At 37.4% G+C, this 23,649-nt stretch carries 36 protein-coding genes and 1 pseudogene; 30 read left to right on the top strand and 7 right to left on the bottom strand.

Going from position 1 to position 23,649, the window contains the following annotated elements:
• The first annotated feature begins 20 nt into the window (after window positions 1-20).
• The gene (locus J7E63_RS13030; protein WP_168243216.1) at window positions 21-221 is read left to right on the top strand and encodes a cold-shock protein; all 201 of its coding nucleotides are present in this window, start codon (window positions 21-23) and stop codon (window positions 219-221) included.
• 124 nt (window positions 222-345) lie between these two features.
• On the opposite strand, the gene J7E63_RS13025 is transcribed toward J7E63_RS13030, so the two are convergent.
• A complete protein-coding gene (locus J7E63_RS13025) occupies window positions 346-543 on the bottom strand; it encodes a YwbE family protein (RefSeq protein WP_088086847.1) in 198 nt (65 codons plus the stop codon).
• Complete coding sequence (locus tag J7E63_RS13020) at window positions 536-739, bottom strand: hypothetical protein (protein ID WP_215012833.1); 204 nt, start codon at window positions 737-739, stop codon at window positions 536-538. The genes J7E63_RS13025 and J7E63_RS13020 overlap by 8 nt, the downstream gene beginning before the upstream one ends.
• A gap of 394 nt (window positions 740-1,133) precedes the next feature.
• Here J7E63_RS13020 and katA point away from each other — a divergent pair, with 394 nt between their 5' ends.
• The gene (gene katA, locus J7E63_RS13015; protein ID WP_215012831.1) at window positions 1,134-2,594 is read left to right on the top strand and encodes a catalase KatA; all 1,461 of its coding nucleotides are present in this window, start codon (window positions 1,134-1,136) and stop codon (window positions 2,592-2,594) included.
• A 166-nt stretch (window positions 2,595-2,760) separates the two neighbouring features.
• On the top strand, window positions 2,761-3,231 hold the full coding sequence (locus tag J7E63_RS13010; protein ID WP_215012823.1) for a GyrI-like domain-containing protein: 471 nt from the start codon (window positions 2,761-2,763) through the stop codon (window positions 3,229-3,231).
• Window positions 3,232-3,462: 231 nt separating this feature from the next.
• On the opposite strand, the gene J7E63_RS13005 is transcribed toward J7E63_RS13010, so the two are convergent.
• The 4 genes from J7E63_RS13005 to J7E63_RS30125 all read right to left on the bottom strand — a co-directional run bounded on the left by J7E63_RS13005 (window position 3,463) and on the right by J7E63_RS30125 (window position 7,829).
• The gene (locus J7E63_RS13005) at window positions 3,463-4,881 is read right to left on the bottom strand and encodes a recombinase family protein (protein WP_215012821.1); all 1,419 of its coding nucleotides are present in this window, start codon (window positions 4,879-4,881) and stop codon (window positions 3,463-3,465) included.
• Window positions 4,882-4,934: 53 nt separating this feature from the next.
• Window positions 4,935-5,951: an ImmA/IrrE family metallo-endopeptidase gene (locus J7E63_RS13000; RefSeq protein ID WP_215012819.1), complete on the bottom strand. Its 1,017-nt coding sequence runs from the start codon at window positions 5,949-5,951 to the stop codon at window positions 4,935-4,937.
• A gap of 132 nt (window positions 5,952-6,083) precedes the next feature.
• Window positions 6,084-7,310: a type I restriction endonuclease gene (locus tag J7E63_RS12995; RefSeq protein WP_215012817.1), complete on the bottom strand. Its 1,227-nt coding sequence runs from the start codon at window positions 7,308-7,310 to the stop codon at window positions 6,084-6,086.
• A 135-nt stretch (window positions 7,311-7,445) separates the two neighbouring features.
• Window positions 7,446-7,829 carry a helix-turn-helix domain-containing protein gene (locus J7E63_RS30125; RefSeq protein ID WP_306298936.1) on the bottom strand — a complete coding sequence of 128 codons (384 nt, stop codon included), beginning with the start codon at window positions 7,827-7,829 and terminating at the stop codon, window positions 7,446-7,448.
• A gap of 215 nt (window positions 7,830-8,044) precedes the next feature.
• On the opposite strand from J7E63_RS30125, the gene J7E63_RS12985 reads away from it, so the two are divergent.
• The 22 genes and pseudogenes from J7E63_RS12985 (at window position 8,045) to J7E63_RS12880 (ending at window position 19,430) form a co-directional block, all read left to right on the top strand.
• Window positions 8,045-8,296: a helix-turn-helix transcriptional regulator gene (locus J7E63_RS12985; protein WP_308161949.1), complete on the top strand. Its 252-nt coding sequence runs from the start codon at window positions 8,045-8,047 to the stop codon at window positions 8,294-8,296.
• Window positions 8,297-8,306: 10 nt separating this feature from the next.
• Window positions 8,307-8,471 (top strand): hypothetical protein, encoded by a 165-nt coding sequence (locus J7E63_RS12980; protein ID WP_215012806.1) that lies wholly within the window; start codon window positions 8,307-8,309, stop codon window positions 8,469-8,471.
• Between the two features lie 164 nt (window positions 8,472-8,635).
• Window positions 8,636-9,292 carry a Rha family transcriptional regulator gene (locus J7E63_RS12975; protein ID WP_215012804.1) on the top strand — a complete coding sequence of 219 codons (657 nt, stop codon included), beginning with the start codon at window positions 8,636-8,638 and terminating at the stop codon, window positions 9,290-9,292.
• Window positions 9,293-9,373: 81 nt separating this feature from the next.
• Window positions 9,374-9,688 (top strand): hypothetical protein, encoded by a 315-nt coding sequence (locus tag J7E63_RS12970; protein WP_215012795.1) that lies wholly within the window; start codon window positions 9,374-9,376, stop codon window positions 9,686-9,688.
• Window positions 9,688-9,918: a hypothetical protein gene (locus tag J7E63_RS12965; protein ID WP_215012793.1), complete on the top strand. Its 231-nt coding sequence runs from the start codon at window positions 9,688-9,690 to the stop codon at window positions 9,916-9,918. The genes J7E63_RS12970 and J7E63_RS12965 overlap by 1 nt, the downstream gene beginning before the upstream one ends.
• Before the next feature lie 115 nt (window positions 9,919-10,033).
• A complete protein-coding gene (locus J7E63_RS12960; protein WP_215012791.1) occupies window positions 10,034-10,360 on the top strand; it encodes a hypothetical protein in 327 nt (108 codons plus the stop codon).
• On the top strand, window positions 10,357-12,354 hold the full coding sequence (locus tag J7E63_RS12955) for an AAA family ATPase (protein ID WP_215012782.1): 1,998 nt from the start codon (window positions 10,357-10,359) through the stop codon (window positions 12,352-12,354). Before J7E63_RS12960 ends, J7E63_RS12955 begins: the two co-directional genes overlap by 4 nt.
• Complete coding sequence (locus J7E63_RS12950; RefSeq protein ID WP_215012780.1) at window positions 12,351-12,599, top strand: hypothetical protein; 249 nt, start codon at window positions 12,351-12,353, stop codon at window positions 12,597-12,599. Before J7E63_RS12955 ends, J7E63_RS12950 begins: the two co-directional genes overlap by 4 nt.
• Window positions 12,596-13,465: a recombinase RecT gene (locus tag J7E63_RS12945; protein ID WP_215012778.1), complete on the top strand. Its 870-nt coding sequence runs from the start codon at window positions 12,596-12,598 to the stop codon at window positions 13,463-13,465. The genes J7E63_RS12950 and J7E63_RS12945 overlap by 4 nt, the downstream gene beginning before the upstream one ends.
• Window positions 13,462-14,163 (top strand): MBL fold metallo-hydrolase, encoded by a 702-nt coding sequence (locus tag J7E63_RS12940; RefSeq protein ID WP_215012776.1) that lies wholly within the window; start codon window positions 13,462-13,464, stop codon window positions 14,161-14,163. Before J7E63_RS12945 ends, J7E63_RS12940 begins: the two co-directional genes overlap by 4 nt.
• Window positions 14,160-14,384 carry a hypothetical protein gene (locus J7E63_RS12935; protein WP_215012774.1) on the top strand — a complete coding sequence of 75 codons (225 nt, stop codon included), beginning with the start codon at window positions 14,160-14,162 and terminating at the stop codon, window positions 14,382-14,384. Before J7E63_RS12940 ends, J7E63_RS12935 begins: the two co-directional genes overlap by 4 nt.
• A gap of 5 nt (window positions 14,385-14,389) precedes the next feature.
• On the top strand, window positions 14,390-14,608 hold the full coding sequence (locus J7E63_RS12930; protein WP_215012773.1) for a hypothetical protein: 219 nt from the start codon (window positions 14,390-14,392) through the stop codon (window positions 14,606-14,608).
• An 84-nt stretch (window positions 14,609-14,692) separates the two neighbouring features.
• The gene (locus J7E63_RS12925) at window positions 14,693-15,508 is read left to right on the top strand and encodes a replication protein (protein ID WP_215012771.1); all 816 of its coding nucleotides are present in this window, start codon (window positions 14,693-14,695) and stop codon (window positions 15,506-15,508) included.
• Window positions 15,417-16,259, top strand: a complete 843-nt coding sequence (locus J7E63_RS12920) for a DnaA ATPase domain-containing protein (RefSeq protein WP_308161951.1) — start codon at window positions 15,417-15,419, stop codon at window positions 16,257-16,259. The genes J7E63_RS12925 and J7E63_RS12920 overlap by 92 nt, the downstream gene beginning before the upstream one ends.
• Window positions 16,256-16,528, top strand: a complete 273-nt coding sequence (locus J7E63_RS12915; RefSeq protein WP_215012767.1) for a hypothetical protein — start codon at window positions 16,256-16,258, stop codon at window positions 16,526-16,528. Before J7E63_RS12920 ends, J7E63_RS12915 begins: the two co-directional genes overlap by 4 nt.
• On the top strand, window positions 16,506-16,865 hold the full coding sequence (locus J7E63_RS12910) for a hypothetical protein (protein ID WP_215012765.1): 360 nt from the start codon (window positions 16,506-16,508) through the stop codon (window positions 16,863-16,865). Before J7E63_RS12915 ends, J7E63_RS12910 begins: the two co-directional genes overlap by 23 nt.
• Window positions 16,866-17,103: 238 nt before the next feature.
• Window positions 17,104-17,532 carry a hypothetical protein gene (locus tag J7E63_RS12905; protein WP_215012763.1) on the top strand — a complete coding sequence of 143 codons (429 nt, stop codon included), beginning with the start codon at window positions 17,104-17,106 and terminating at the stop codon, window positions 17,530-17,532.
• 86 nt (window positions 17,533-17,618) lie between these two features.
• Entirely contained in the window at window positions 17,619-17,825 is a 207-nt protein-coding gene (locus J7E63_RS12900) for a hypothetical protein (protein WP_215012761.1), read from the top strand.
• A 16-nt stretch (window positions 17,826-17,841) separates the two neighbouring features.
• Complete coding sequence (locus tag J7E63_RS12895) at window positions 17,842-18,135, top strand: MazG-like family protein (RefSeq protein ID WP_215012962.1); 294 nt, start codon at window positions 17,842-17,844, stop codon at window positions 18,133-18,135.
• Window positions 18,136-18,224: 89 nt separating this feature from the next.
• Window positions 18,225-18,587, top strand: a pseudogene (locus J7E63_RS12890) (DUF1064 domain-containing protein); the annotation flags it as partial.
• Window positions 18,588-18,778: 191 nt separating this feature from the next.
• Entirely contained in the window at window positions 18,779-18,910 is a 132-nt protein-coding gene (locus J7E63_RS12885) for a DUF3983 domain-containing protein (protein ID WP_215012758.1), read from the top strand.
• Between the two features lie 4 nt (window positions 18,911-18,914).
• Window positions 18,915-19,430 (top strand): DUF5651 domain-containing protein, encoded by a 516-nt coding sequence (locus tag J7E63_RS12880; protein ID WP_215012756.1) that lies wholly within the window; start codon window positions 18,915-18,917, stop codon window positions 19,428-19,430.
• Between the two features lie 479 nt (window positions 19,431-19,909).
• Here the strand turns inward: J7E63_RS12880 and J7E63_RS12875 are convergent, their stop codons facing one another.
• Window positions 19,910-20,089: a hypothetical protein gene (locus tag J7E63_RS12875; protein WP_214716947.1), complete on the bottom strand. Its 180-nt coding sequence runs from the start codon at window positions 20,087-20,089 to the stop codon at window positions 19,910-19,912.
• A 117-nt stretch (window positions 20,090-20,206) separates the two neighbouring features.
• Between J7E63_RS12875 and J7E63_RS12870 the strand changes: the two genes are divergently transcribed.
• The 5 genes from J7E63_RS12870 to terL all read left to right on the top strand — a co-directional run bounded on the left by J7E63_RS12870 (window position 20,207) and on the right by terL (window position 23,447).
• Complete coding sequence (locus J7E63_RS12870) at window positions 20,207-20,386, top strand: hypothetical protein (protein WP_215012960.1); 180 nt, start codon at window positions 20,207-20,209, stop codon at window positions 20,384-20,386.
• Entirely contained in the window at window positions 20,355-20,777 is a 423-nt protein-coding gene (locus J7E63_RS12865; protein ID WP_215012754.1) for a helix-turn-helix transcriptional regulator, read from the top strand. Before J7E63_RS12870 ends, J7E63_RS12865 begins: the two co-directional genes overlap by 32 nt.
• A gap of 136 nt (window positions 20,778-20,913) precedes the next feature.
• Window positions 20,914-21,072, top strand: coding sequence for a LexA family transcriptional regulator (locus J7E63_RS12860; protein WP_215012958.1), 159 nt, complete (start codon window positions 20,914-20,916; stop codon window positions 21,070-21,072).
• Between the two features lie 436 nt (window positions 21,073-21,508).
• Window positions 21,509-22,045: a helix-turn-helix domain-containing protein gene (locus J7E63_RS12855; protein ID WP_251033513.1), complete on the top strand. Its 537-nt coding sequence runs from the start codon at window positions 21,509-21,511 to the stop codon at window positions 22,043-22,045.
• Window positions 22,038-23,447 (top strand): phage terminase large subunit, encoded by a 1,410-nt coding sequence (terL, locus tag J7E63_RS12850; RefSeq protein WP_215012752.1) that lies wholly within the window; start codon window positions 22,038-22,040, stop codon window positions 23,445-23,447. The genes J7E63_RS12855 and terL overlap by 8 nt, the downstream gene beginning before the upstream one ends.
• The last annotated feature ends 202 nt before the right edge of the window (window positions 23,448-23,649 follow it).

Raw genomic sequence — 23,649 nt, 5'->3', positions numbered from 1 at the left:
CATGCTAGGAGGCTACAAAAATGGAAAATGGTAAAGTAAAATGGTTTAACGGTGAAAAAGGTTTTGGATTCATTGAGCGTGAAGGTGGAGAAGATGTATTTGTTCACTTCTCGGCTATTCAAGGCGAAGGATACAAAACATTAGATGAAGGTCAAGAGGTTACGTTTGAAATTGAAAGTGGTCAACGTGGACCACAAGCAGTAAACGTCCGTAAAGCATAATGACCCGCCGATAAAACAGGCCCAAGCATTTGGGTCTGTTTTTTATTGGAAAAAGCACTCTGTGTGAACAATGAATGAGCGTCCCATTTACAAAAAACCCTCTACAAAAATGTAGAGGGTTGGTTTAACGATTGATTTCCTTGACTCTGCCAACTTGACCATCTGTCAGCCGCACTTTAATGCCATGAGGGTGAAAACTTGACTTGGTCAATATATCCTTAACAGTTCCCTCAGTGAGTTTCCCACTTCTTTGATCTGCTTTTAGGACTATTTTGACTAAAGTTCCTGGGACAATGTCTACTCTATTTTGACCACTAGACACCCATTTTTCTCCGTGAATTACTTACTTTTTTAGTCTGCTGGCTTTGCAGCTTTTTAGTTGCCTGTGAGCTATTTGAGCTTGGATTTCCTCCGGCTGCTTTGTTTTTCTTATTTTCCAACTGCTGTTTCATCGCTTCTTGAAGACTTATTTTCTTCTTCGGTTCTTCCTGTGGATTGGTTTGGTTTGAATCACTCATAAAAAATCCTCCTATTAAAGTGTTAACTACATTATAAGCTATATTCGTCCAAATTAAAATTTAACAATTAATTCTTTAACTTGCCTTAAAATGTTCATATTCTTTAAAATATTCTTATAATCATGTTAAAATATGGTAGAATGAACATGAGTGACGTCCGCGGACAATTTTAATCACAACTAAGGGCTTACTAACATTAAAATAAAAATTTTTGGACGTTATTTCTCATTTTTGGAATAACGTCATTAATTTTTAATACCTATGTAATAGTGGGTACATGTTATCCTGTTGATAATCAATATTAATTTATATTAATTATAATTTAGTATTGATTTTAATAAGATTTATATTATAATTTGTTTAAGCTTAAAAAAATAGTTTATGAGGTGATCAAATGGGTAATGGCAACAAACATTTAACAACAGGAAATGGAGCACCAGTCGGTGATAATCAAAATTCGATGACGGCTGGATCACGTGGACCAACATTGATTCAAGATGTACATTTACTAGAAAAATTGGCACACTTTAACCGTGAGAGAGTTCCTGAGCGTGTGGTCCACGCCAAAGGTGCCGGAGCACATGGCTATTTCGAAGTGACCAATGATATGTCAAAATATACAAGAGCAAAATTGTTTAATAGCGTTGGAAAACGTACACCTATGTTTATTCGCTTCTCAACTGTTGCAGGTGAACTTGGTTCAGCTGATACAGTTCGCGATCCGCGTGGCTTTGCTGTTAAGTTTTATACGGAAGAAGGAAACTATGATTTAGTAGGGAACAACACGCCAGTCTTCTTCATTCGCGATGCGATTAAATTTCCTGATTTCATTCATACTCAAAAAAGAGATCCTAAAACCCATTTGAAAAATCCAACTGCAGTTTGGGACTTCTGGTCACTGTCACCTGAATCCTTACACCAAGTTACCTATTTAATGGGTGACCGAGGACTTCCAGCAACACTTAGACACATGAATGGCTATGGCAGCCATACCTTTAAATGGGTTAATGCGGATGGGGCGGCAGTTTGGGTCAAATATCACTTTAAATCCGAACAAGGTGTTAAGAATATGGCACCAGAGCTTGCTGGTAAGTTAGCTGGAGATAATCCTGATTACCATACGGAAGACTTATTTCATGCAATTGACAAGGGTGACTTCCCAGCATGGAGACTCCATGTTCAAATCATGCCTTTTGAAGATGCCGAAAAGTATCGCTTCGATCCGTTTGATGTCACAAAGGTATGGTCACATAAGGACTACCCATTAATCGAGGTTGGACGTATGGTGCTCAACCGTAATCCGGAAAACTATTTTGCAGAAGTCGAGCAGGCCACATTCTCTCCTGGAACAATGGTCCCTGGTGTTGAGGCTTCGCCGGATAAAATGCTTCAAGGCCGACTATTTGCTTATTCGGATGCCCACCGCTATCGTGTAGGACCGAATCATAATTTGCTCCCAATTAATCGTCCAAAGGTAGAAGTAAATAACTATCAACGTGATGGGGCGATGCGTTCCGATCATAATGGTGGTGGTGCGGTTTACTATGAGCCAAACAGTTTTAGAGGACCAAAGGAGGAACCTGAACATAAACAAACTGCCTTCCAGGTTAATGGCCTTGCAGAACAAGTAGCCTATGATCAAAATGACCACTACACACAAGCCGGTGATTTATATCGCTTAATGTCAGCAGACGAGCGTGCCCGCTTAATTGAAACAGTGGTAGGCGCAATGAAGCCAGTTGAGAGGGATGACATAAAGCTTCGTCAAATCCAACATTTCTACAAAGCAGACCCAGAATATGGTGAGAAAGTAGCCAAAGGGCTAAATCTAGCTATTCCTCAAGAAGTAAAGTGACTATTAAACTAGTAAAGGCCGTTCATTTAGTTGAGCGGTCTTTTTTCAAAGTAACAGGAGCTGAGGTCTCGTCAGTTTTTTAAATGATTAGTCGAACTATTTTTGCAGGAATTTATGGGCTATGATTAGAATTATATTAATATGATGATTCAAAAGGGGGATTAGCATGAGTATCCAGGTAATAGAAAAAGAAGAAATGAAAGTTGTTGGGATTTCATGGAATGGCACTTACTCACAAATCAGTAAACTTCCACGTCTTTTTCAAGAAATGGTTAATCGACTAGAAGAAGTATCCTATCAAACGAAAGAACCTGTCTTGATTGCACCTTTTCATAGCCGGGAAACAGAGTTCACCTATTATGTAACAACGCCCGTAGAAAAAATTGACGAAATTCCCGAAGGTATGGTTGGATTTACGATTCCGAGTAAAAATTATGTTTTTGCTACCCATAAAGGAAGGCAAGAGGAAGTCGAAAATACATATCAACAAATATATGCCTGGATGAAAGAATATGGCTATGAACAGGATCACAATGCATTAAGTATAGAAGTATATAAAGAAGAGCATAATCATCTTTATGCTTCTGGGGAGCTTCACTTTGATATTTATTTACCAGTAAAGACTTATAAAGAGTAAACTAATTCTTTCAATGGAAGCAAGCTAAGGGAAGAAGCAATCACCTTAGCTTATGGATTTTATGTGAAATAACAATCAAATAATTTTAGTATGAAAATACTTTTTAGTGCGTTTCCCTTTACTGTTACCATAGATTATACTATGATTAATTTAAGAATTGAATATTCCTTCGGGGTCGCGTGACGGTCATAACTCAACCGATTGAAGTTAATTAAAAAGCCTGTGTTAAGGCTATTTAAAAGTGGTTTCTTTGATTTCAATTACTGGTCGTTCACCCAAACCACCTGAGTGGGATTTGAGACATTCGATTTGAACCGTATCAAAAATGGTGGTTAAGATTCGTTTTCGATTCTCTAACGAGATATCCTGCCATTTGGTTTTAATGTTTTCGATGATAGTATTAATCACTTCAGATGTTGGAGTTTCTTGGTTAATTTCGAGAGAGCGAGTTAATTCGTTCTCTTTTTCTATTTCGGCATTCATTTTTTCTTTGTAATCCTTTTTCGTTAGATCTCCATCCACATATAACTCTTTCCAGCGCGCTTTCCGTTCTTCAATCCGTTTTAGTTCTTTCTTGATTTCTTTTGTATCAACTTCTTGCTGATCAGGAGCGTCGGTTTCAACTGGTAGATATTCAAGAGATTTAATAAATTCTTGTTCAATGGTATCCTCAGCAATTACAGGCATATCACAAATTTTATATTCAAAGCGGCCAGAGCATTTATAAAACCGGTGCACGGTTCCGTCAGCTCGATTCCTTTTTCCACCTGACATGGAATGTCCGCAGCGGGCGCATCGTAGAACAGAAGAAAAAGGATAAACCGTTCTTGATTTCCAGCCTGTATTTTTACGGTCTTTCCGTTTTTTCTTGATTTCATCATAATTTTCCTTTGTGATGATAGCTGGATGGTTTCCTTCGACTATCACTTCCTCATAGGTACGGTTGCCTTGCTTCGTACGGTAATTCCACCTTAGAGCTCCATAATAGACAGGATTGGTCACTACATAGTCTACAGCACTATGATTCCAGTGAGCGCCTGTTCTTGTTCGTATCCCGTTTTTATTTAGTTCCTCAGTGATCATCTTTTTACCCTTGGTATGAAATGCTTCGAACATCCATCGTACCCACTTCGCCTCTACTTCATCAATAGCCAACTTACCTTGATCGTCCAGATAATAACCAAAAGGAGCACGGCCTCCATTACGGGAACCTTCCTCGTGCTTTCTAGCCATCCCCATATAAGTTCTCTCTGCCAGCTGCTCTCGTTCAAATTGGGCAAGAGAAGCAAAGATATTGATTAACAGTTTGCCTTGAGCTGTTGTCGTGTCATAGGGCTCTGTGACACTTTTAAACGCAACCTTATTTTTTTCGAAAGTGTTTAGAAGAATATTGATATCCGAAACATTTCTGGATAGACGGTCTAATTTGTAAACCAATACCACATCGAAATGAGGAATATCTGATAATAACGACTGTAGCTGGGGGCGCTCCATGTCCTTTGCTGATCTGCCTTCCTCAACATATTCCTTGTAAATTGTCCAGCCTTGAGAAAAGCAGAAGGCTCTCATTTTGTCTAATTGTGCGGCAAGAGAATATCCTTCTTTTGACTGTTCCTCAGTTGAAACCCTGGGGTATAATGCTGCTTTCATGTTTTCTCACCTCCATCAACCATTATAAATCTAAAATAAAAGGTCAGTACGTGTTAATTATTGGTTACCTCGTTATTAACTACTTGCATTAAACGATTTCCGAATATATTCAATTCAAGTAAATGCTCTAAATAATTCGCATCGATGATCATTCGATTAATGTTATAAGGATCCACATTAAAAAAATTTAGTTGTTTCTTTATGGCCTTTAAATTGATGGCAAAATCATTTGGATAGGAGGGATGAAGAAACAATTCCATTACATGTGCATCTGAGTCACTATTTTGAAATTCCGACATGGGTAAAAACTCAAATTCATCGTCAATAGGAAAAAGATGCATTTTCTTGCCCCAGTTCACTTCACCACGATTCACCTCAATACAATACCAACGGGGAATAGGGTGACCTTCATCAACATCAAAATAGACCTTGTTTTTTCTTTTTACTTTAGTGGAGAAATATTGCTTGATTTCATTTGGTGAGAATAAATCTTCTAACAAAGGATAAGTTTCCATTTCATATTGCTCCTTTTCTTCAGCAATTTTAGTAGGCGGGACAGGTAGACTAGGTAAAAGAATATCTATTTTAGATTGAAGAATCCGCCGTTTGATTTGTTCTACTCTCTTTCTTGCTAATGATTCCGGGACTTTAAATACCATTTGTATCAACTTAATAATCTGATACTCGTAGGGCGGAAGTTCAAGTTCCTTTAGCATGAAAAAGGGGATAGCAGCATAAAGTTGAAATTGATTTGCCTGAGCTTCCTGCAGCTCCCTAAATTTTTTACTCATATTCTTGGTTTGATCCCCACAATGTAAGATGGGATGACCTAGTTCATGAAAGAAGATCTTTCTTTGATTTTCTTCAGTTTCGTCAGGATCCAAAAAAATTACGGAAAAATCATCTTCCCAAATCGCCCGTTGCGGACCATTATTTGAAATGTCTAATTCTATTTGAAAGAGATTTGCTACATTTCGAATAGCTAAATCAGAAGGAGTTAATATATTTCTCTCCATGAACATTTTTTCTATTTTCCGTTCGGTTTCAGTGAGAGTATATCCACTTAGCACTGTACATTCCTCCAAAACTAATCAATTATATTGTTATTATACGAATATATGTTCGATTTTACAATAAAAAGAAAATGTCCCTATTATGGACATTTAAAAATAGAATTACTGAAATCATATTTATTAATTTATTCACTGAATACTTTTAAAAAATTCATCAACGTTATCCACTTTTGAAACTAAATTTGGAATATCTTTAAAAGAAAGATTTGATAAGCAACTTCTCAAATAGTATGTTTTCTCATTGGTATTTTTGTTCGTTCTGTACCCCAACTTTGCATTAATAAAGCCAGTTTGTTCAACGATTGGATTCTCCGATAAGAATTTAGCAATTTCATTCGATTTTACTGTGTAAAGTGTAGTGTCTTCTTGTTTATTATAATATTGTCCGATCAAATATCCCACAATTGAACTACCTTGCATTAGTATAGAGGACACAAAAAAATCACTTATTGGATTGCCCTTGTCAACTGAATATACACCAGTTGATAGTTTCATTAATTTTTTATATGAATCAGAATTAGGAAGGACTATCCTAATTCCCTCAAAGTCTTCATAGGAACCTAACGATTCAATTTCTTCTGGAGTATAATACACCCGTTTTTCCTCTTGTGTAGCAATGTCAGTTGCTGGTGCTTCTTGTACCAATTGGTTTTGCATAACATTATCAAATTTCTCACTAATTAATTCAGATAAAGCTTCGTGGATACTTTTTTGGATCAGAGGTCGAGCAGTATTAATAAATTGCTGTGTAACTTTAAATTTAAAACGTTCTTTTATGACAAATCTAATGAAATCGTCATTAGGAGTATCGAAAATCTCCTTAATCACTGACTTAAAAGATTGAGAGTAAATAAGTGATTCGGCCATAATTTTTATGCTTTCATAATCGTAAAGGTTTTTAGAAAACTTAATCAAATTGTTAAAATCTTCATCAGTATAGTTTGTAATACTAAATACAAAAAACGGCTTGGGATCCATTATATTTGCGTCATTTAGATCAGTAAAAAAATGATACTCTACTCCGTTTGTTAAGATGCCCAGTCGAACGCTAGGAAACGTACTAAAATATCTACTAAGTTGCGGAGCGCTTTTTGTAATTTTATTGTTTACAGATTTAGCTTCAACAAAAATTTTGGGTACGCCATTCACAAAAATAGCATAGTCGACTTTTTCATTTTTTTTATGGAAATCTGCTGTGAATTCTGGTGTTACTTCTTGAGGGCTATAGATATCGTATCCAAGTCCTCTGAGGAGCGGTAAGATTAAAAACTGTTTCGTTGATTCCTCATTTTTAATAAGATCTTTGTTATCATTAACTACTTTGTTTAATGTATCTAACGTTTCAATAAGATTCACTTTTAGTGTTCTCCTTCGCCCCTAATTAATTTTTACATTATCATTATGTAATCCCATGTTCGTGTGAAAAAAGTCCTTATGTTTTTCCAAAATAAAAAGACACCTAGCCAAAAAAATATAGGTCTTGGTGTCTTTTTATTTATCTTCGTTGCGTTCTTTAGTCATTTTCCTCTTTTTCAGTTCCCGGAAAATTTCAAGTTGGATTTCTAAATGTTCTTTTTCTTCATCCGTTAAATTGTCAAAATCGTGGAAGGCGGTGTTGATTTCTTCGTTTTTCTTTTTTTCATCTGTATCAATATAGCCAGCTTTACTCATTAATTCGTCATAATCAACTTTTAATGCTTTCGCTAATTTTGCAAGCGTTTCAGGCTTGGGATTTTCTCTTTTCCCATTCTCTATCCTAGAAATTTGAGCAGCACTTACTCCAGCATATTGAGCTAATTGGTTTACGCCTAAATTTTTTGATTCTCGTATCTTCTTAATATAAGCTCCAATTTCGGTTGTTTCTTCCGAATTCACTTTTTTCACCTCAATCGGAAAATAGTATCTACCTTTATTTAAATACAATATTACCTACAGGTAAATGGTTTGTTGTTAAAAGTATTACCCGTAGGTAAAAACGGTAAATATTACACAATCGAAAAGTTGTTGTAATTTTTTTTGATTTATCTATTGCCTACTGGTAACGATAATGTTATATTATTACCAAGAGGTAACAAATGGGAGGTGACACAGTGAAACTAACATTGAATGTTGAGAAAGTTAAAGAATATATGAAGTTTAAAGGCTGGGATGAAAGGGCTCTTGCGGAAGAAATGGGCGTTTCTTACGAACAAGTTTACAGAGTGTTTAGAGGACTTCGTAATCCAGGAAATGAATTTATTGCCAAAATTTTAAATGCATGTACAGGAGCTGATTTCGAACAGCTATTTATTTTTGAAGAGGTGTTACCTCCGGGGAATGACAAATCTAACATTACTAGCTAAGGAGGCAATCATGAGCAATCTCATTGAAGCTGCAAAGATGGCAGAAATTCGGGTGGCTTTACTCAATTTACTTCTGCACCTGTCAGAAGATGAGACCTTCACATTGGAAGAAGCAGCAGAAGATGTAAAAGCATTACTCCGTGAAGTGGAAGCTGTTCATTACCCATTTGAATGAAAGGAGGAACTCTCTTGGAAATACGCTTGAATGAAGAGCAGTCCAAAATTCTAATTGCTATTGCTTTGAAAGACTTATTGCCAAAGGAACTGGAAAAGCGAAAGAAAGAAAAATTAGAAGGTTCAAGAAAATAAAAAAGCTTAATCGCACTAGGAGAGGTAGAAATGAATCAATTAGTATTTGCAGAGAAAAATCAAGCAGTTACAACTTCACTTATTGTTTCAGAGGTTTTTGGTAAAGGTCACGACAAGGTTTTGCGTGATATTAGAAACCTCGGATGTAGTGATGAATTTAGACTCGCCAATTTTGGAGAGTCCACATACCTAAATAACCAAAATAAAGATCTACCAATGTTCTACATGAACAAAAAAGGATTCACGCTTTTAGCCATGGGATACACAGGAAAAGAAGCAATGAAATTCAAAGAAGCTTACATTGATCAGTTTGAAATGATGGAACAAGAATTAAACAAGCCAAAAGTTTTATCTGAACGTGAACAACTGGTAGCGGCCATGAAATTATCCATTGAATCTGCGGAAGAAATTGCAGTAGTGAAGGAAGAAGTCAAAGAGGTACGCGGCATGGTAGAAAATCAAATCACCTTGGATCACGGCGAACAAAGAAGGGTGCAAATCGGAATCGCCTCAAGGATTTATGAATTAGAAAGAGATAAAGATTTAAGACCACCTTTATTTGCAGAACTTTACCGTGAAATCAGAAACCGTTTTGGTGTTACCAGTTATAAAGATATTAAGCGAAAAGATATGCAAGCAGCACTACATTACATTGAAGCTTGGGTGCCAAGGATGGTGTTGTCCTAATGATCGCATCATACTTATTCGCTCTAGCTGCATTAATTGTCGGGATTGTCATTGGAGATATGGGGAAGGAGGAGAAAAACAATGAAAAAAGTATTACTCACGAAAGAACAAGCAGAAGCACTGGAAAACGCACTAGAACATTGTGAAGAAAAAGCTGGTGTAATTGAAAACCACGTTCGTGATTTATGGAGTGGAAAAAGAGAACTTTTAAACAGACTATCACTTGAAACTATTACTGTTGCTCTTTACATCGGTTACGAAATTGATAAGTCGCCAGAAGAAAAGATTTTTAATCTTTATCAGTTCTATTCCGAATGGAATAATCCATCGCCTAAAGCGCTTATCAAAAATGTGCTTGATATCTTAAACATTCGAATTAAGGGGGTAAATTGCTAATGAGTTACAGAGAAATTGAAAATCCGATGGTGATTGATGCCCACTGGGAGCACTTAGAGAAACCAAAAACATTTGGAGAATGTGCAGGGTGTGAAGAGGATATTGTCGCAGGTGATGCTTATTATGAAATTCGTTCCAGTATTGAAGTGCTTAAGGTTCATCAAAAGGCAGAATGCTGCCAGCAATATGTTGCTGAAATGGCTTGGTGCCAAACAGCTGGAGAGGAATAAGTAAAACCCCTCGGTGCAACGAGGAGCTTGGTCAGGGATATTGAAATAATCAGCTACTTTCATTGTAGCTAACAGCGGTTTGATTATCAAATGAAAATATTAGGAGGAATGAAACGTGAACATTGATAAAATCAAAGAATTTGTACACTTAGCTGATGAATTACGCGAAGAAGGTGTGTTTGGATTTAGTTTTCATAGTAATGCAGTTCATGTCAATAAAAAGGAATTAATCCATTTTGAAAATCTACAAATCGAAAATAGCGATGGTAGTGAATACCCTTATGAAATTTTCATCGAGGTGGATGGGTATAAAATTTTCGCACTTGCTAAATTCGAGGACATTAAAGATTTACCAGGGCTTGCTGATCATAAAGAAAAACTGAAAGCTGAATTATTAAACCAAATAGCAAAATTAGAACAAGAAGAGGAGGTAGGAGCATGACCCAATTAACACTCACTCGTCTTTCATTAAAAAATTTCAAGGGTGTTCGCGAATTCACGATTGAAATGAATGGTCAAAATGTACGTATTTTTGGGGATAATGCTACTGGAAAAACTACTTTGTTTGACTCGTTTGTCTGGCTCCTTTTTGACAAGGACAGTCAAAACAAAAAGGATTTTTCTATCAAGACCTTAGTTGGCGGGAAAGAACTCCACAACTTGGAACACGAAGTGGAAGCTACCTTCGATATTAGCGGTATTACCCTAACGTTGAAGAAGGTTTATACAGAAAAATGGACCAAAAAGCGCGGGTACCCAACGCCAGAATTTAGCGGTCATACCACTGATTATTTTATCGACGGGGTTCCTTCCAAGAAGAAGGAATATACGGATAAAGTGGATTCGATTATCCAAGAAGATATTTTCAAACTGCTTACTTCACCATCTTATTTTAACGAGCAAGTGAAATGGCAAGATCGCCGAAAAACTCTTCTTGAAATTTGCGGAGATATTGCAGATGAAGAGGTTATCGCAAGCGAGAAATCATTAGCTGCCCTCCCGTCCATCTTGCAAGGACGTTCAATCGAGAATCACCGAAAAGTCATTGCAGCTCGTCGCGCTGAGATTAACAAAGAACTTGATAAGATTCCTGTTCGCATCGATGAAATTCAGCGCACGCTACCTAACTTAGATGGGGTAGAAAAACGATCTTTAGAAACAGATATAGCCCGTCTAAATAGTGAAATTGATGAAAAGATGACATTGATTAACAACATTCGAAACGGAAATGCAATTTCATCTAAACAAAAAGATATTCAAGAAATTGAAATCGCTATGCTTCAAATCAAACAAGATTACCAGGCGAATTCAAACGATAAGGTTTATTCCTTGAAAGCTCGGATTCAAGAGGAAAATTCGAATGCTACGATCCTTCAATCGAAAATCGATTCGATTAAACAGCGAAAACAAATGAATACTTTTAATGTAAAAGACTTAAGTGAAAACAGGGATCGCTTGTTAAAGGAATGGCATGAAGTCAATGACCGAGTATTTACTCACGAGTCGGATTGTAGTTGCCCAACATGTGGACAATCGCTCCCAGAAGAACAGGTTCAGGCGGCAAAAGACAAAACCTTAGCGTCTTTCAATAAAACGAAATCAGATCGCTTAGAATCGATCCAGAAAAAAGGGAAGCAGACCAAAGAAAAACTGGATGAAGTGAAGAATGCTAATGAACAACTCGATCAAGAAATATTAAAAATCCAAGAGCAATTATTGGAGAAAAAAGAGTTTGTTGGAAAACTGAAAGAACAATTAACAGCGATTGAAACAACCATTGTGGACATTTTAGAGATTCCAGAGTATGCGGCGAAATTGCAGGAAAAACAATTCCTAGTGAATGAAATTCGCGAGCTTAGAGAAGCCGCTGACCAGTCTATCCAATCTATTTATGGTGAGGTTGCTGAATTAAAAGTCAAACGTGATCAACTCCAAGGTGAGGTTGGAAAATTTGCGGTCGCGGAACAGTCCCAAATGAGAATCAAAGAATTAGAGGCACAACAAAGACAACTTGCGGCAGAGTTCGAAAAGCTAGAAGGCGAACTTTACCTGACCGAAGAGTTTATCCGCACCAAAGTTAACCTTCTGGAAGAAAGAATCAATAGTAAGTTCAAATACGCCAAATTCAAGCTGTTTGCGGAGCAGATCAATGGCGGGCTTACCGAAGTATGCGAGACGCTTTTTGATGGCGTACCTTACTCCTCAGGTCTTAATAACGCGGCGAAAATCAATGTTGGATTAGATATCATAAATACTCTTTCCGAACATTATGGTTTCTCAGCTCCAATCTTTGTAGATAACGCAGAAGCAGTCACGAAATTGATTGATACAAAGGCACAGGTCATTAGCTTGGTCGTTTCGGAAATGGATAAGGTTTTAAGGGTTGAACATATAGATGATTCATTAATTACCGTAGATTGTGAGGTGGTCGCATGAGTGGAATCGTAACAGTGAAGGTTGTCACTGGCTTTAACTCCGATGGAGCTAGTCACGAAACATTATATATCAATGATAAAGAACAAATTAGCACTTACCCACTTTATGAATGTCCAGAAGATGCAACGCTGGAACGTGATATTGTAGGTGCTTCTCGATTCGCAAGCCTATTAGAAAACTTCTTAATCGAGCACAAAGGAAAGAAAGTCAAATTTGTTTATGAAGAAGGAGAGGAAGAAGAATGAGTAATCAACTAGCTTTAATCAAAAAAGACACGGTGGATGTTGTCGCCGCAAAGGTAAAGGAATTTCAAGAAAAAAATGAGCTTCATTTCCCTGCTAATTACAGCCCGGAGAACGCCATGAAATCAGCATGGCTTATCTTACAAACCACAAAGGACCGCAACCAAAAACCTGCATTAGAGGTTTGTACAAAGGATAGTGTTGCCAACGCTCTTTTAGATATGGTGGTTCAAGGACTAAATCCAGCTAAAAAACAAGGATACTTTATCGTTTATGGAAATCAATTAACCTTTCAGCGGTCTTATTTCGGAACAATGGCCGTTACCAAACGCGTAACCAGTGCAAAAAGCATCGATGCAGCTGTCATTTATGAAGGTGACGAAGTAGATTACGAAATGGTAAACGGCCGTATCGCTAATCTTATCCACAAACAGAAATTCGGAAACATCAATAAAGAAAAAGTTCAAGGATCATATGCAACCATCGTTATGAATGACGGCACCGTCTATCACGAATTAATGACCATTGAGGAACTTCGGAAAGCTTGGAGTAAAGCTCAATTTTGGGCGAAAGGTCAGGCAGTTGAGAAAGAAGGTTCCACCCACGATGAATTTAAACAGGAAATGGCAAAGAAAACCGTCATTAACCGGGCTTGTAAGAAATTCATGAATTCCTCAGACGATAGCAGTTTAGTCATGCAACATATTAACCGCGCTGACGATGTGGCAGAAGAAGCTCAATTGGAAGAAGAAATCAAAAATAATGCGAATGGCGAAATTATCGATGTGGAGTTTGAAGAAAGACCGGATCTGCAGGAATTACCACAAGAACCACCTATGGAACCGGTAGGAAGTGCGGATCCGTTTTGATTGAGATAACAGCTCTCGCATCCAGTAGCAAGGGGAACGCTTACCGAGTGACAGACGGAACGACTCCCCTCCTCTTGGAGTGTGGAATCAGCTATAAAGCAATTCAAAAAGGTCTGAATTTTCAAACGTCATCGATTGCAGGATGTTTAGTTACACACGAACATTCTGACCATTGTAAATCCATCAAGGATGTAATGAGGGCAGGAATCGACGTGTACGCTTCAAAAGGTACCATCGAGACTCTTAATATTACCGGGTACAGAATCAAGCCTGTGAAAGCCCGTGAACAGTTTCAAATAGGCACCTGGACCATACTCCCTTATGAAGTTGAGCATGATGTTTCGGAACCGATTGGGTTCCTGCTAGTTAATCAACAAGGAGAGAAGTTGTTGTTTGCGACAGATACTTATTACATTCGCTATAAGTTCCAAGGGGTGACTCACATCATGTGTGAATGTAACTACTCTATGAATATTCTAAACGAAAACATTGCTAGTGGATTAGTTCCGAAAGTGATGAAAAAACGTCTTATGCGCTCCCACTTTAGTTTGGAGAACGTGAAGGAATTTTTAAAGGCTAATGATTTATCTAAGGTTCAAGAAATATGGTTGCTGCATCTTTCGGATACAAATTCGGATGCCAGTCTATTTAAAAGTGAGATCCAAAAAATTACTGGAAAGATGGTGTTTGTTCCATGAAATTGAGCGACATTGAAAATCATTTTATCCAGCAACAAAAGTTATTAGGTAATCTAGCGGATTCTGAACAATTCCTTATGATTTTCTCGCTCATTGAACAAGTGCGGGAATTGAGGGAGCAAAATGACAAGTTAACCGTTTTGAATCGTCATTATTACAACCATTTTTACAATGGCAATATCGGTAAGATGGTGGAGGATTTTAAATATTTGATGGAGTGAAAAATATGGCAACTGAAAAAACAGGGATGTACGGAATGTGGAGTGTTAAACAAAAGCGGTTTATATTCGGAATCCAAGAACCGAGCAAGAATAAGGCAATTAAAGCGTTAGAAAGAGAGATTGGGTACTTTAACCCTTGGTATTTCAGGGCAAAGGCAATCGTTGAAGGTCATGAAAATATGTTGGGAAATGGACTGGGGAAAGAACTAAAAAAGGAGGAGTAACCCTCCCGTTTTTTTAACCAATTGGCGAAATTTGAGGAACGAAAATTAGTATAAAAATTTAAAAGATTCATAGGGGGTGAGGGCTTGGCGGATGTACAACCAGAACACGGATATACGAGGATTGCGCACGAAATTTTAGAGTATATGGCAAAAATTAAGCTAAGCCCAACCCAGTATCGGATCCTTTTCCTCGTGTGGCGGTATACGTACGGATTTAATCGAAAAGAACATGATTTATCACTATCTTTCCTTAGCGAAGGAACCGGTTGTGATAAAAGACAAATTCAAAGAGAGCTCACAGGTTTAGAAAATAAAAAAATCATTTTTCAAAACATAAAAAATGGTGCTTACAGAAAAATATCTTTCAATAAAAATTACGAGCAATGGGCAACCATTGGTGAAACAACCATTGGTGAAACTGTCAACACTGCCATTGGTGAAACTGTCAACACTACCATTGACGATTTCACCAACCAAGAAAGAAATAATTTAAAGATAAATATAAAGATAAAGGATGATGATATGCAAACCAATTATTTTACTGAATATGAAAAAGCATTCGGATATCCTCCTGCTCTATTAATATCTGATTTTACCTACTGGATAGACAGTGAAAAGAGTCAATTCACAGAACCAGAGGAAATTATCATTGAGATTATCCATCGAGCTAAAAAAGCCATCCCTAGGAATCCAGCAAAGTATATTTCTAAGATTCTTAAAGACTTACACGATATGGAGCTCTATTCCTTAGAAGCGGTAGAGGCTTATAACAAAAAGTTTGATGAAAAAATGTCTAATGGAGGAGCGAATAATGGCAAGAAATATCGCAGAGGTAATGGCAGATCTGCAAGCGAGAGTCCAAAAGAGTCAATCTTCGGAAACAAAGTTGGCCGATACTGAAAACTATAGCTGCCCATCTTGTAAAGATAAGGGATTTACCCTTGAAAATGTTCCTGCTTTAAATCATGAGGGGAAACAAAGGGAATGGCCCAATGGAAATCCGATGTTTATCGAAGTTCTAAAAGATTGCGTTTGCGCCAAAAAGAGACAATCCAACCACTTGATGAAATTTAGCGAGATTACCGAAGAATTCAAAAAGTTGACATTCGGAAGTTTCGTCGTTGAAGGGAAGCCAGATGCCATTCAAGAAGCTCACCAGTGCGCAGTAGATTACTTTATGGAGTTCGACCATATCAAAGGGGAGCGGCACAATTCTATTAGCCTGTTAGGTCAGCCAGGGTCAGGGAAAACCCATTTACTTACTGCACTAGCTAATAACTTGATTATGAAAAAGCAAGTGAGTGTTCTGTATTTCCCTTTTGTGGAAGGATTCAATGATTTAAAAAACGACTTTGATTTACTCGAGGAGAAGCTGACCAAAATGAAGCGTGTCGGTGTACTGTTTATCGATGATTTGTTCAAAGGTAGAACTTTTCCAACGGATTTTCAAATTGAGCAAATGTTTGCAGTTATTAACTACCGGTACCTGAACCACAAACCGATCATGATATCAAGTGAAAAAACGGTGGACGAGCTGTGCGAAATCGATGAGGCATTAGGAACCCGGATTTATCAAATGAGCAAGAATTACACGGTAGTCATCAAGGGAGACAGGAAAGTATTAAATCATAGATTGGTGGGGATGTCATGAGTTACCGAGAGGGAGATTGGATTATTGATAAAATTCACGGTTTAACCGGAGTAGTTCTTCGAGTTTTTTCAGATGGGGTATCAGCTCGATTTGGAACAATGACTGCTATACGATCGAATCACAACATAGAATTAGCCCCACTGGATATCCGTAACGATGATCTGTTAGTCATGCAGCACTTAGCTGTTGATACAGGGGATTATGATTGGTTTTGCAAGATTGGAGAACGGATGGGGGCAGAGATGCATGGATCAATTGGAGAATGTTAAGAAGCGCAATAACGATTTTAAACGATTACTTCAAACAGACGGATTAGGAAAGGTTTTTCTTAGGGATAACTGGGAGAAAATCAATGAGTTTTTAGGTGATTGTACAAAATTAATTAAAGCTATAGAACAACTGCAGGAAGAAAACGGAGCCATGGCAGAAAAACACGCAGAAAAGGATATCGCTATGGCAGAGTTTATGGGAATTATTGATCAGCAACATCAGGAAATTAAAGAATTGAAAAATAAAAGCCGTACTATTCGATTTTTCGAAATGGCGGAGGAAAATCTTAAACTCGCACAGGAAAATGCTCGCTTGAAGGATCGGGTAGGGGTATGACCAACCACATCCACACTTGCCCCAACTGTCACACGAATGGAAACGTGGGCCAGCATAAAAACAAAACGGTAATGATTGATTGTCCCCGCTGCTTTAAAAGTTGGGTTGCTGATTCAAAAATTTGCCCAATGTGCGGTAAAACAAATGGATTTGCGGTAGATGGCCCGTGTGGTCCTTGTTATTCGAAGTTTTACCGGTCCGTTTAGACTGAAAATTCGAAATAAAAGGAGGAAGTAAATTGAATAAAACTCAAGTCGGTGATATGGAACACGCTCTAAGAAATGGCAATAGATTTTATACAGAATCTAACGACAAAAACTGGAACTATTTAGTTGAAAAGGGTTTTGCTTCTAAACATCCAGGATGGGAAAGTGACATGGCTTATTTTCGAGTAACGAGTGAAGGTAAAGAAGCATTAAAACTTACTGATTATCAGCTAGGTAAACTTAAGCACGCATTTGGTTTGGATTATTCAAAGAAGCCATATAGGAATTATTATCAGTGCAATAAAGACAATAATGAATGGGAAGATATGTGCGCTAAAGGATATGCCACAAAAAGAATTTACAAAGAAGATGAAATTGTATATTTCGGAACTTTGAAAGGTCTTAGAGAAGTGTTTCGTCGCAATGTTTCTCAAAAATATTTCGAAGCGATTAATGCGTAGTTCGAATCTACGATGGAGTTAAATGTATCCACCAACAAGAAAAACCGCACAGGAGGGAAATATGAAAGCGTGAGGTGTATGTGAGAATGGGTGTTTTATATAAATCTATGAAGCTTCAAAAGCAGATGAAGAAAAATATGGTGTTGGATAGATTACTTGAATTAGGTATCACAAAAAATCAGTCAGGGAAGCCAGTTCATGAGTGTGATTATGAAGAACTCAAAACATTGTGGGTACTTGCTGAAATGCGGCAAGTGGATATAGATCATCCAGATCACCGATGGTTCAGGTGACGAAAGGGGAAAAAAAGTGGGTCTTTCAGAAAAGCAGAATGACATCATGATTGATACATGGCTCGAAGTGTTGAAAGAAAGAAAACAGCAGAACAAAAAGTGGGGATTGCAAAGGCATCCAATAGGCGTTTGGTTGGCGATTCTAGGCGAGGAATTCGGCGAGGTATGTCAAGCATCCCAAAGCTATTTAAACCTCGTGAGCGCTAAGGAAACCGATGCAAATGATTTGTATAAAGAATTGATTCAAGTTGCAGCTGTTGCCAGTGCCATTGCGGAGCAGATCAAAGAAGAGAGCGGATTGGATGAATAAACGGCAGCGCAGGAAAGTCGAGAAAAAGCAAAAGCAACTGTTCTCCATGATTTTGGACAAGCTATATTACTTGATTGGGAGACGTTTAAATGGCACGGAATAAGTTTGGAAATAAGAAAACGGCTGTTGATGACATCACTTTTGATTCTCAAGCTGAAGCGAAATACTACCAGCAGTTGAAATGGCTCAAACAATCAGGGCAAATAAAGAGTTTTAAACTTCAGCCTAAATTCATGCTGCAGGAAGCATTTAAAAAGAATGGTAAGTCTTTTCGCAAAATTGAGTATAAGGCAGATTTTGAGGTTCATAGATTAGATGATTCTGTTGAGATCGTGGACATCAAAGGCGCTGTAACAAAGGAATTTTCCCTCAAACGGAAGTTATTTGAGAGGAAATACTTAAACTCTATTACTCTACTAAAATATGACAAGAAAAAAGGCTTTGTGGAAATGAAATAAACGAAGGGGAGGGAACGTCTTGCAGAAAGTCATTATTGCGGATGATCGCCCTAAGTGGCAAAGGGAAGAGGACAAACTCATGACTTGCTTCACAAGATGTTCCCTGTATAAAAAATGTTCGAGTCGCATCGGAAAGGATTGCAAGCGATTAGGCGGCACAGAGATTCCTAGATTGAGGTGAGGTAATGGTAAACAAGGCGAAGCAAAAAAGAAGGCTTAGAAAGGCGATATTGAAGCGACAAAGAGTTATCGAGAAAGAAGTGTTAGCAATAGCATGGAGAAATATCTTTGTGAAAAACGGATTTTTGAAAGGGTGAGGATATGAAAGATTATCTAAATTCTACCGAGAAAAATCAATTCATGGTTCTTCAATCAATCGTTCAGATGATGGATGGATTAAGAAATAGTGGAGTAAATGGACCAAAAATAAGCAGCATGTTGGAAGATTGGTCTAAAAGAGACAACATAACAAAAGAAGAACACAAGAACCTCAAAACAGCGGAAACATTCTTAAGAAAGTTTTTAGCCTCGGTTTACGAACGATTAAGCCCAAAAGATCAGGATGTAATAAAGAAAAAATTAATGAAATTTGATTTTAAATTGATTGACGATTTTTCCCTTAAGCAGGTTAACAGAGATACAAATGATAAATTAAAAAACGCTGTTATGCCCAGGATACAGTTTTATGACTGGTGTACTGAAATTATGAACGTGAAATGCAACGGATGCACTAAGAACTGGAATGAATGTGATCTGCATCAGGTATTTGATAACAATTTTGTCCCAGAGTCCGGATTCGATTGTACCAATTGTAAGTATGCGTATCAATTAGATTAATTTGTCGAAGTTTGGTCGAATTAGTTGCAAAGAACGAATTGGAGGGTTTTAAGTTGGAGGTTATTTATGCTCATCCATATTGGACGACTTTATGGCTCATCATAGCTTTTAGTTGTTTAAGTCAAATCGGACAGAAAGATTAAGGCGATATTGACAAATAAAAACCCTCAGGCAAGGAGGAAGCCTGAGGCAAAGAAATGATATGGCAAGGAATTGGCATGTCTAAATGTGCTTAATCCCTTGCTCTTAATTTAATGTTTTACTAATAATATCTTATTTATTCCAATAATTGTAAAATGTGCAATTGACCCAAATTGCGACATACGGAGGCTAAAGGCAAAAACACACAAACGAAGGGGAGTCAATTTGTGTGTTTTGCAACATTTACTATAAGGATTGGGAGTTAAAAAAATGATGCTTTACAGCGTCGATTTTATTATTTTCTAGTTTATAAATTGTATTCTATAAAGGCGTGAATATTAGGAAGATTTATTTCCCCATAATCTTTCCAGATCTAGCGGAACAATTTCTCGACCATTTATTTGTTTATGAATTATAGGATTTTTGAAGGGGTCATAATAATTACCACCATCTTCATTAATATATCGTGCACGTACATCAACACCTAGAATGCTTTTAATATTATTGTGGTAAGTCATTTAAAAAATCATCTCCTTCATTTATTTAATTTTAATTATTATCTTTCTTTGGTTTTAAAAAAATTCAATATTTTTGTGCGTAGTTCGAAGAAATACCGCGATAAGGAAGGTGAGATAATGGGACAAGTTACAACGTGGCAAATGACGGAGGAAGAGCGCCTGGCATATATCGAAAAGCACCCGGTCAAGCCGACGAAAAAAGCGAAGAAAAAAGAAGCGTTTGAAAATATTCATACAGATTATAAATGGCGGGGAGTAAAAGCCAATGATGCTAGATACAAAAACAAAGACCTATAACAAATATCAAGTCTATGAAATTATCAAAGATTACCAGTGGATGATTGGATTGATTAAGGAATATCAATACGAACTTGATGTCCCTGCTTTTAAAGGCGTCGCATCGTATGGTCTAGAAGCATCCCTCCCGAAAGGCCAAGGATTAGTTAGTAAAGCATTAGAACTCGAGGTTGAACGATTAGACGGGCGCTTCAAACGAATCTCAGACTATATCAATAAAGTGAATTTTATTAACGAGAATCGTCACAAGGTAACGGATGAAAAGGAAATGGAAGTGTTAGATTGTATGCTGGATGGCGAGAGCTTAGCGGCCATTGGACGGCATATGGGGATTAGTAAAAGACGCATTGACAAGTTGCGGTCCGATATTGTGGACCGTTTGTGTGAATAAAAATGTACAAAAGATACACTTTTTGACAACAACCTAAAATTATGCAAAGCTTAATTTATTAGATAGATCTCGGACTAAGCGGTGCTGCTTTTGCAGTATCGCTATTTTTATGCAAAAAACATACGAGGTGATGGCTGTGAAATTAGAAGAACGGTTGTCTAAAAAGCAGAAAGAGCAACTAGAACGGATGAAATCACCTAAGAATGAGAAGTTCAGCAAAGAGGATATCGAGGAGCTTATGGGAATAAGGCAACCGACTTATAAACGGCATAAAGGTGCCTTGAGACAGAAGTAGTTATTGTTTAATTAATTAATATTCATAAAATTATGTGTAGTTCATATAATGTAATACAAAGAAAAAAGAACGGAAATCAAACCGTTCTACATGGAATAACCACTATTAGAGATTTTGATGCAAAATCGAAATTCGGTTTCATAGCTAAATTGAATATGATAATTAGTTGAGGCTAAAAAAACTAACAAAACTGTTGTTAAGAAAGTTTCCAAATTATCACCGCCTTTGTTAAAAGATATTTTGCAGTAAAGGAAAATATAACAACATCTTTATTGGACAAGCATTATTTTCTTATATTAAATCCTTGATACATCAACGTTTGTTAACTTAATTCTTATTAGACACGCACTCCAGATATTGGAGTGTTTTTTGTTTGTATTTCTATTCTGTAATATCAAATTAATTAATATTGGTTAGTGGAGGCGGTGAGGATGTAATGAAAGCCATTGAAGGCAAAAGAGGTCGTAAAAACAAATATGATACTCATGTATATCCCCGCTTAGAAGAGATTGGCCACTGGTGCAGAGAAGGACTGACCGAAGAAGAAATATGTAAGAGATTAGGTGTATCCCACGCTTCATTTGCTGAATACAAAAAACAATTTCCTGAATTATTGGATACCCTAAAAACAAATAAGGAAATTGCTGATTATCGGGTAGAAGATGCTTTATATTTGCGAGCTCTAGGCTATGAATACGAGGAAGAAACGTTTGAGGAGTTTCCTATAGACAAGCCATACTTAAACAGTGCTGGGGAATGGGTTAGAACTGAATTGCGGTTAACCAAAAAGGTTAAGAAAAAACAGGCTCCTGACACCACAGCACAAATTTTCTGGTTAAAAAATCGTAAGCCTGATGTATGGAGCGATAAGAAAGAAACAGAACTTTCAGGAGGATTGAATGTAAACAATCCATTTGAAGGGCTGACGACTGAGGAACTTCGCAAATTAGCTAGAAGTGAGAAGTATGAATAATGTTCAGATGGGCGCACAAATTGCTTTAGCTAAACGTGATTTCTTTGAATATTGCCACTTAAAGTCACCTGACTTTTATAAATATAGCCGGAAATACTTAATTGAAGTGGCTGACGATTTGCAAGCATTTTCCGCTTCTGATGATGATGTATTGATCTTTAATATGCCACCTCGTCACGGTAAGTCTAGGACAGCTGGTAACTTTGTTGAATGGCTGCTTGGAAATAACCCTAAATTAAAAATAATGACTGGATCTTATAACGAGACCTTATCAACGACTTTTTCTAAAAGCGTAAGAAACACCATTCAGGAAGTGAAAGCGGACCCGAACAAGGCTGTATATAGCGACATTTTCCCTGGCATTAGTATTAAGCAGGGTGATGGGGCTATGAATCTATGGTCCTTAAACGGTAGCTATAGCAACTATCTCGCAACGTCTCCTACTGGTACAGCAACCGGCTTTGGTGCGGATTATATTATCATCGATGACTTAATTAAGAATTCACTGGAAGCAAACAACGCGAACACCTTAAACGGGCATTGGGAATGGTTCACCAATACCATGTTGTCACGTTTGGAATCAGGCGGGAAGATTATCTTAATTATGACTAGATGGCATAGCCTGGACTTAGCAGGAAGAGCGCTGAAGGAACTCCCAGAACTAGGGTATAAAGTGAAACACGTTAATTTAAAAGCGCTTCAACATGACGGAACGATGCTTTGTGATGAAGTATTAAGTCGTAAGGAATATGATCGCAAGACAAAGACAATGGGAGAAGATATTGCTGCAGCTAACTATCAGCAATCCCCCATTGACATTAAAGGTAAGCTTTATTCACACTTTAAAACCTATCAACTTAACAATCTTCCAGTGTTTAAAAGAGTTGCCTCTTACACAGATACTGCCGATGAAGGTTCCGATTATTTGTCCACTTTCATATACGGAGAAACATTGGACAATGAGGCCTATATTTTAGATATCATCTACACGAAAGATGGCATGGAGGTCACGGAGCCCTTACTAGCGAAGAAGCTTTACGAGAACGAGGTCAACCTTGCTTGGATTGAATCCAATAACGGCGGTCGTGGATATGCAAGAAGCGTAGAACGAATATTGAGAGAAAAATATCATTCAAATAAAACTACCACCCGGTGGTTTCATCAAAACCGAAACAAAATTGCACGAATCCTTTCAAATGCTACCTGGGTAATGGAGCATGTTTATTTTCCGGAGGGCTGGCGGAATAAGTGGCCGGAGCTATACACTGCTTTAACTATCTTTCAAAAAGAAGGGAAGAATGCACATGATGATGCACCAGACGCATTAACGGGAATTGCGGAAAAAATCGGTCTTAAGAATAAGTCGGAAGAACGGCAAAGACCAAAAAGGGAAAGAAAATAGTGTATTTTTTATGCAATTCTTTCGGGAAATATTTTCTTTCAGTGCTCGTAAAACCCATGTATATCAGCAATGCATATAAAATTGCATATTAGATATTTTTATACTGTGAACGAATGGGAGTATATAAGCGTTTTAATTTTTGATTATTACGCAATAGTTTTCTTTTACGTAATGTTGTTGAATAACGTATTCATGAATATAC

Source organism: Bacillus sp. ISL-75, from assembly GCF_018613095.1.
The sequence above is the reverse complement of the archived record's forward strand: the minus strand, read 5'-3'. Positions and strand labels throughout refer to the sequence as shown.

What these genes read in the sequence shown, in the direction of transcription:
- J7E63_RS13030 (WP_168243216.1), top strand. Translation starts at nt 21, where the DNA reads ATGGAAAATGGTAAAGTAAAATGGTTTAACGGTGAAAAAGGTTTTGGA.
- J7E63_RS13020 (WP_215012833.1), bottom strand. Translation starts at nt 739, where the DNA reads ATGAGTGATTCAAACCAAACCAATCCACAGGAAGAACCGAAGAAGAAA.
- katA (WP_215012831.1), top strand. Translation starts at nt 1,134, where the DNA reads ATGGGTAATGGCAACAAACATTTAACAACAGGAAATGGAGCACCAGTC.
- J7E63_RS13010 (WP_215012823.1), top strand. Translation starts at nt 2,761, where the DNA reads ATGAGTATCCAGGTAATAGAAAAAGAAGAAATGAAAGTTGTTGGGATT.
- J7E63_RS13005 (WP_215012821.1), bottom strand. Translation starts at nt 4,881, where the DNA reads ATGAAAGCAGCATTATACCCCAGGGTTTCAACTGAGGAACAGTCAAAA.
- J7E63_RS12980 (WP_215012806.1), top strand. Translation starts at nt 8,307, where the DNA reads ATGAGCAATCTCATTGAAGCTGCAAAGATGGCAGAAATTCGGGTGGCT.
- J7E63_RS12975 (WP_215012804.1), top strand. Translation starts at nt 8,636, where the DNA reads ATGAATCAATTAGTATTTGCAGAGAAAAATCAAGCAGTTACAACTTCA.
- J7E63_RS12970 (WP_215012795.1), top strand. Translation starts at nt 9,374, where the DNA reads ATGAAAAAAGTATTACTCACGAAAGAACAAGCAGAAGCACTGGAAAAC.
- J7E63_RS12965 (WP_215012793.1), top strand. Translation starts at nt 9,688, where the DNA reads ATGAGTTACAGAGAAATTGAAAATCCGATGGTGATTGATGCCCACTGG.
- J7E63_RS12955 (WP_215012782.1), top strand. Translation starts at nt 10,357, where the DNA reads ATGACCCAATTAACACTCACTCGTCTTTCATTAAAAAATTTCAAGGGT.
- J7E63_RS12950 (WP_215012780.1), top strand. Translation starts at nt 12,351, where the DNA reads ATGAGTGGAATCGTAACAGTGAAGGTTGTCACTGGCTTTAACTCCGAT.
- J7E63_RS12945 (WP_215012778.1), top strand. Translation starts at nt 12,596, where the DNA reads ATGAGTAATCAACTAGCTTTAATCAAAAAAGACACGGTGGATGTTGTC.
- J7E63_RS12935 (WP_215012774.1), top strand. Translation starts at nt 14,160, where the DNA reads ATGAAATTGAGCGACATTGAAAATCATTTTATCCAGCAACAAAAGTTA.
- J7E63_RS12930 (WP_215012773.1), top strand. Translation starts at nt 14,390, where the DNA reads ATGGCAACTGAAAAAACAGGGATGTACGGAATGTGGAGTGTTAAACAA.
- J7E63_RS12915 (WP_215012767.1), top strand. Translation starts at nt 16,256, where the DNA reads ATGAGTTACCGAGAGGGAGATTGGATTATTGATAAAATTCACGGTTTA.
- J7E63_RS12910 (WP_215012765.1), top strand. Translation starts at nt 16,506, where the DNA reads ATGGATCAATTGGAGAATGTTAAGAAGCGCAATAACGATTTTAAACGA.
- J7E63_RS12900 (WP_215012761.1), top strand. Translation starts at nt 17,619, where the DNA reads ATGGGTGTTTTATATAAATCTATGAAGCTTCAAAAGCAGATGAAGAAA.
- J7E63_RS12885 (WP_215012758.1), top strand. Translation starts at nt 18,779, where the DNA reads ATGGTAAACAAGGCGAAGCAAAAAAGAAGGCTTAGAAAGGCGATATTG.
- J7E63_RS12880 (WP_215012756.1), top strand. Translation starts at nt 18,915, where the DNA reads ATGAAAGATTATCTAAATTCTACCGAGAAAAATCAATTCATGGTTCTT.
- J7E63_RS12875 (WP_214716947.1), bottom strand. Translation starts at nt 20,089, where the DNA reads ATGACTTACCACAATAATATTAAAAGCATTCTAGGTGTTGATGTACGT.
- J7E63_RS12870 (WP_215012960.1), top strand. Translation starts at nt 20,207, where the DNA reads ATGGGACAAGTTACAACGTGGCAAATGACGGAGGAAGAGCGCCTGGCA.
- J7E63_RS12865 (WP_215012754.1), top strand. Translation starts at nt 20,355, where the DNA reads ATGATGCTAGATACAAAAACAAAGACCTATAACAAATATCAAGTCTAT.
- J7E63_RS12855 (WP_251033513.1), top strand. Translation starts at nt 21,509, where the DNA reads ATGAAAGCCATTGAAGGCAAAAGAGGTCGTAAAAACAAATATGATACT.
- terL (WP_215012752.1), top strand. Translation starts at nt 22,038, where the DNA reads ATGAATAATGTTCAGATGGGCGCACAAATTGCTTTAGCTAAACGTGAT.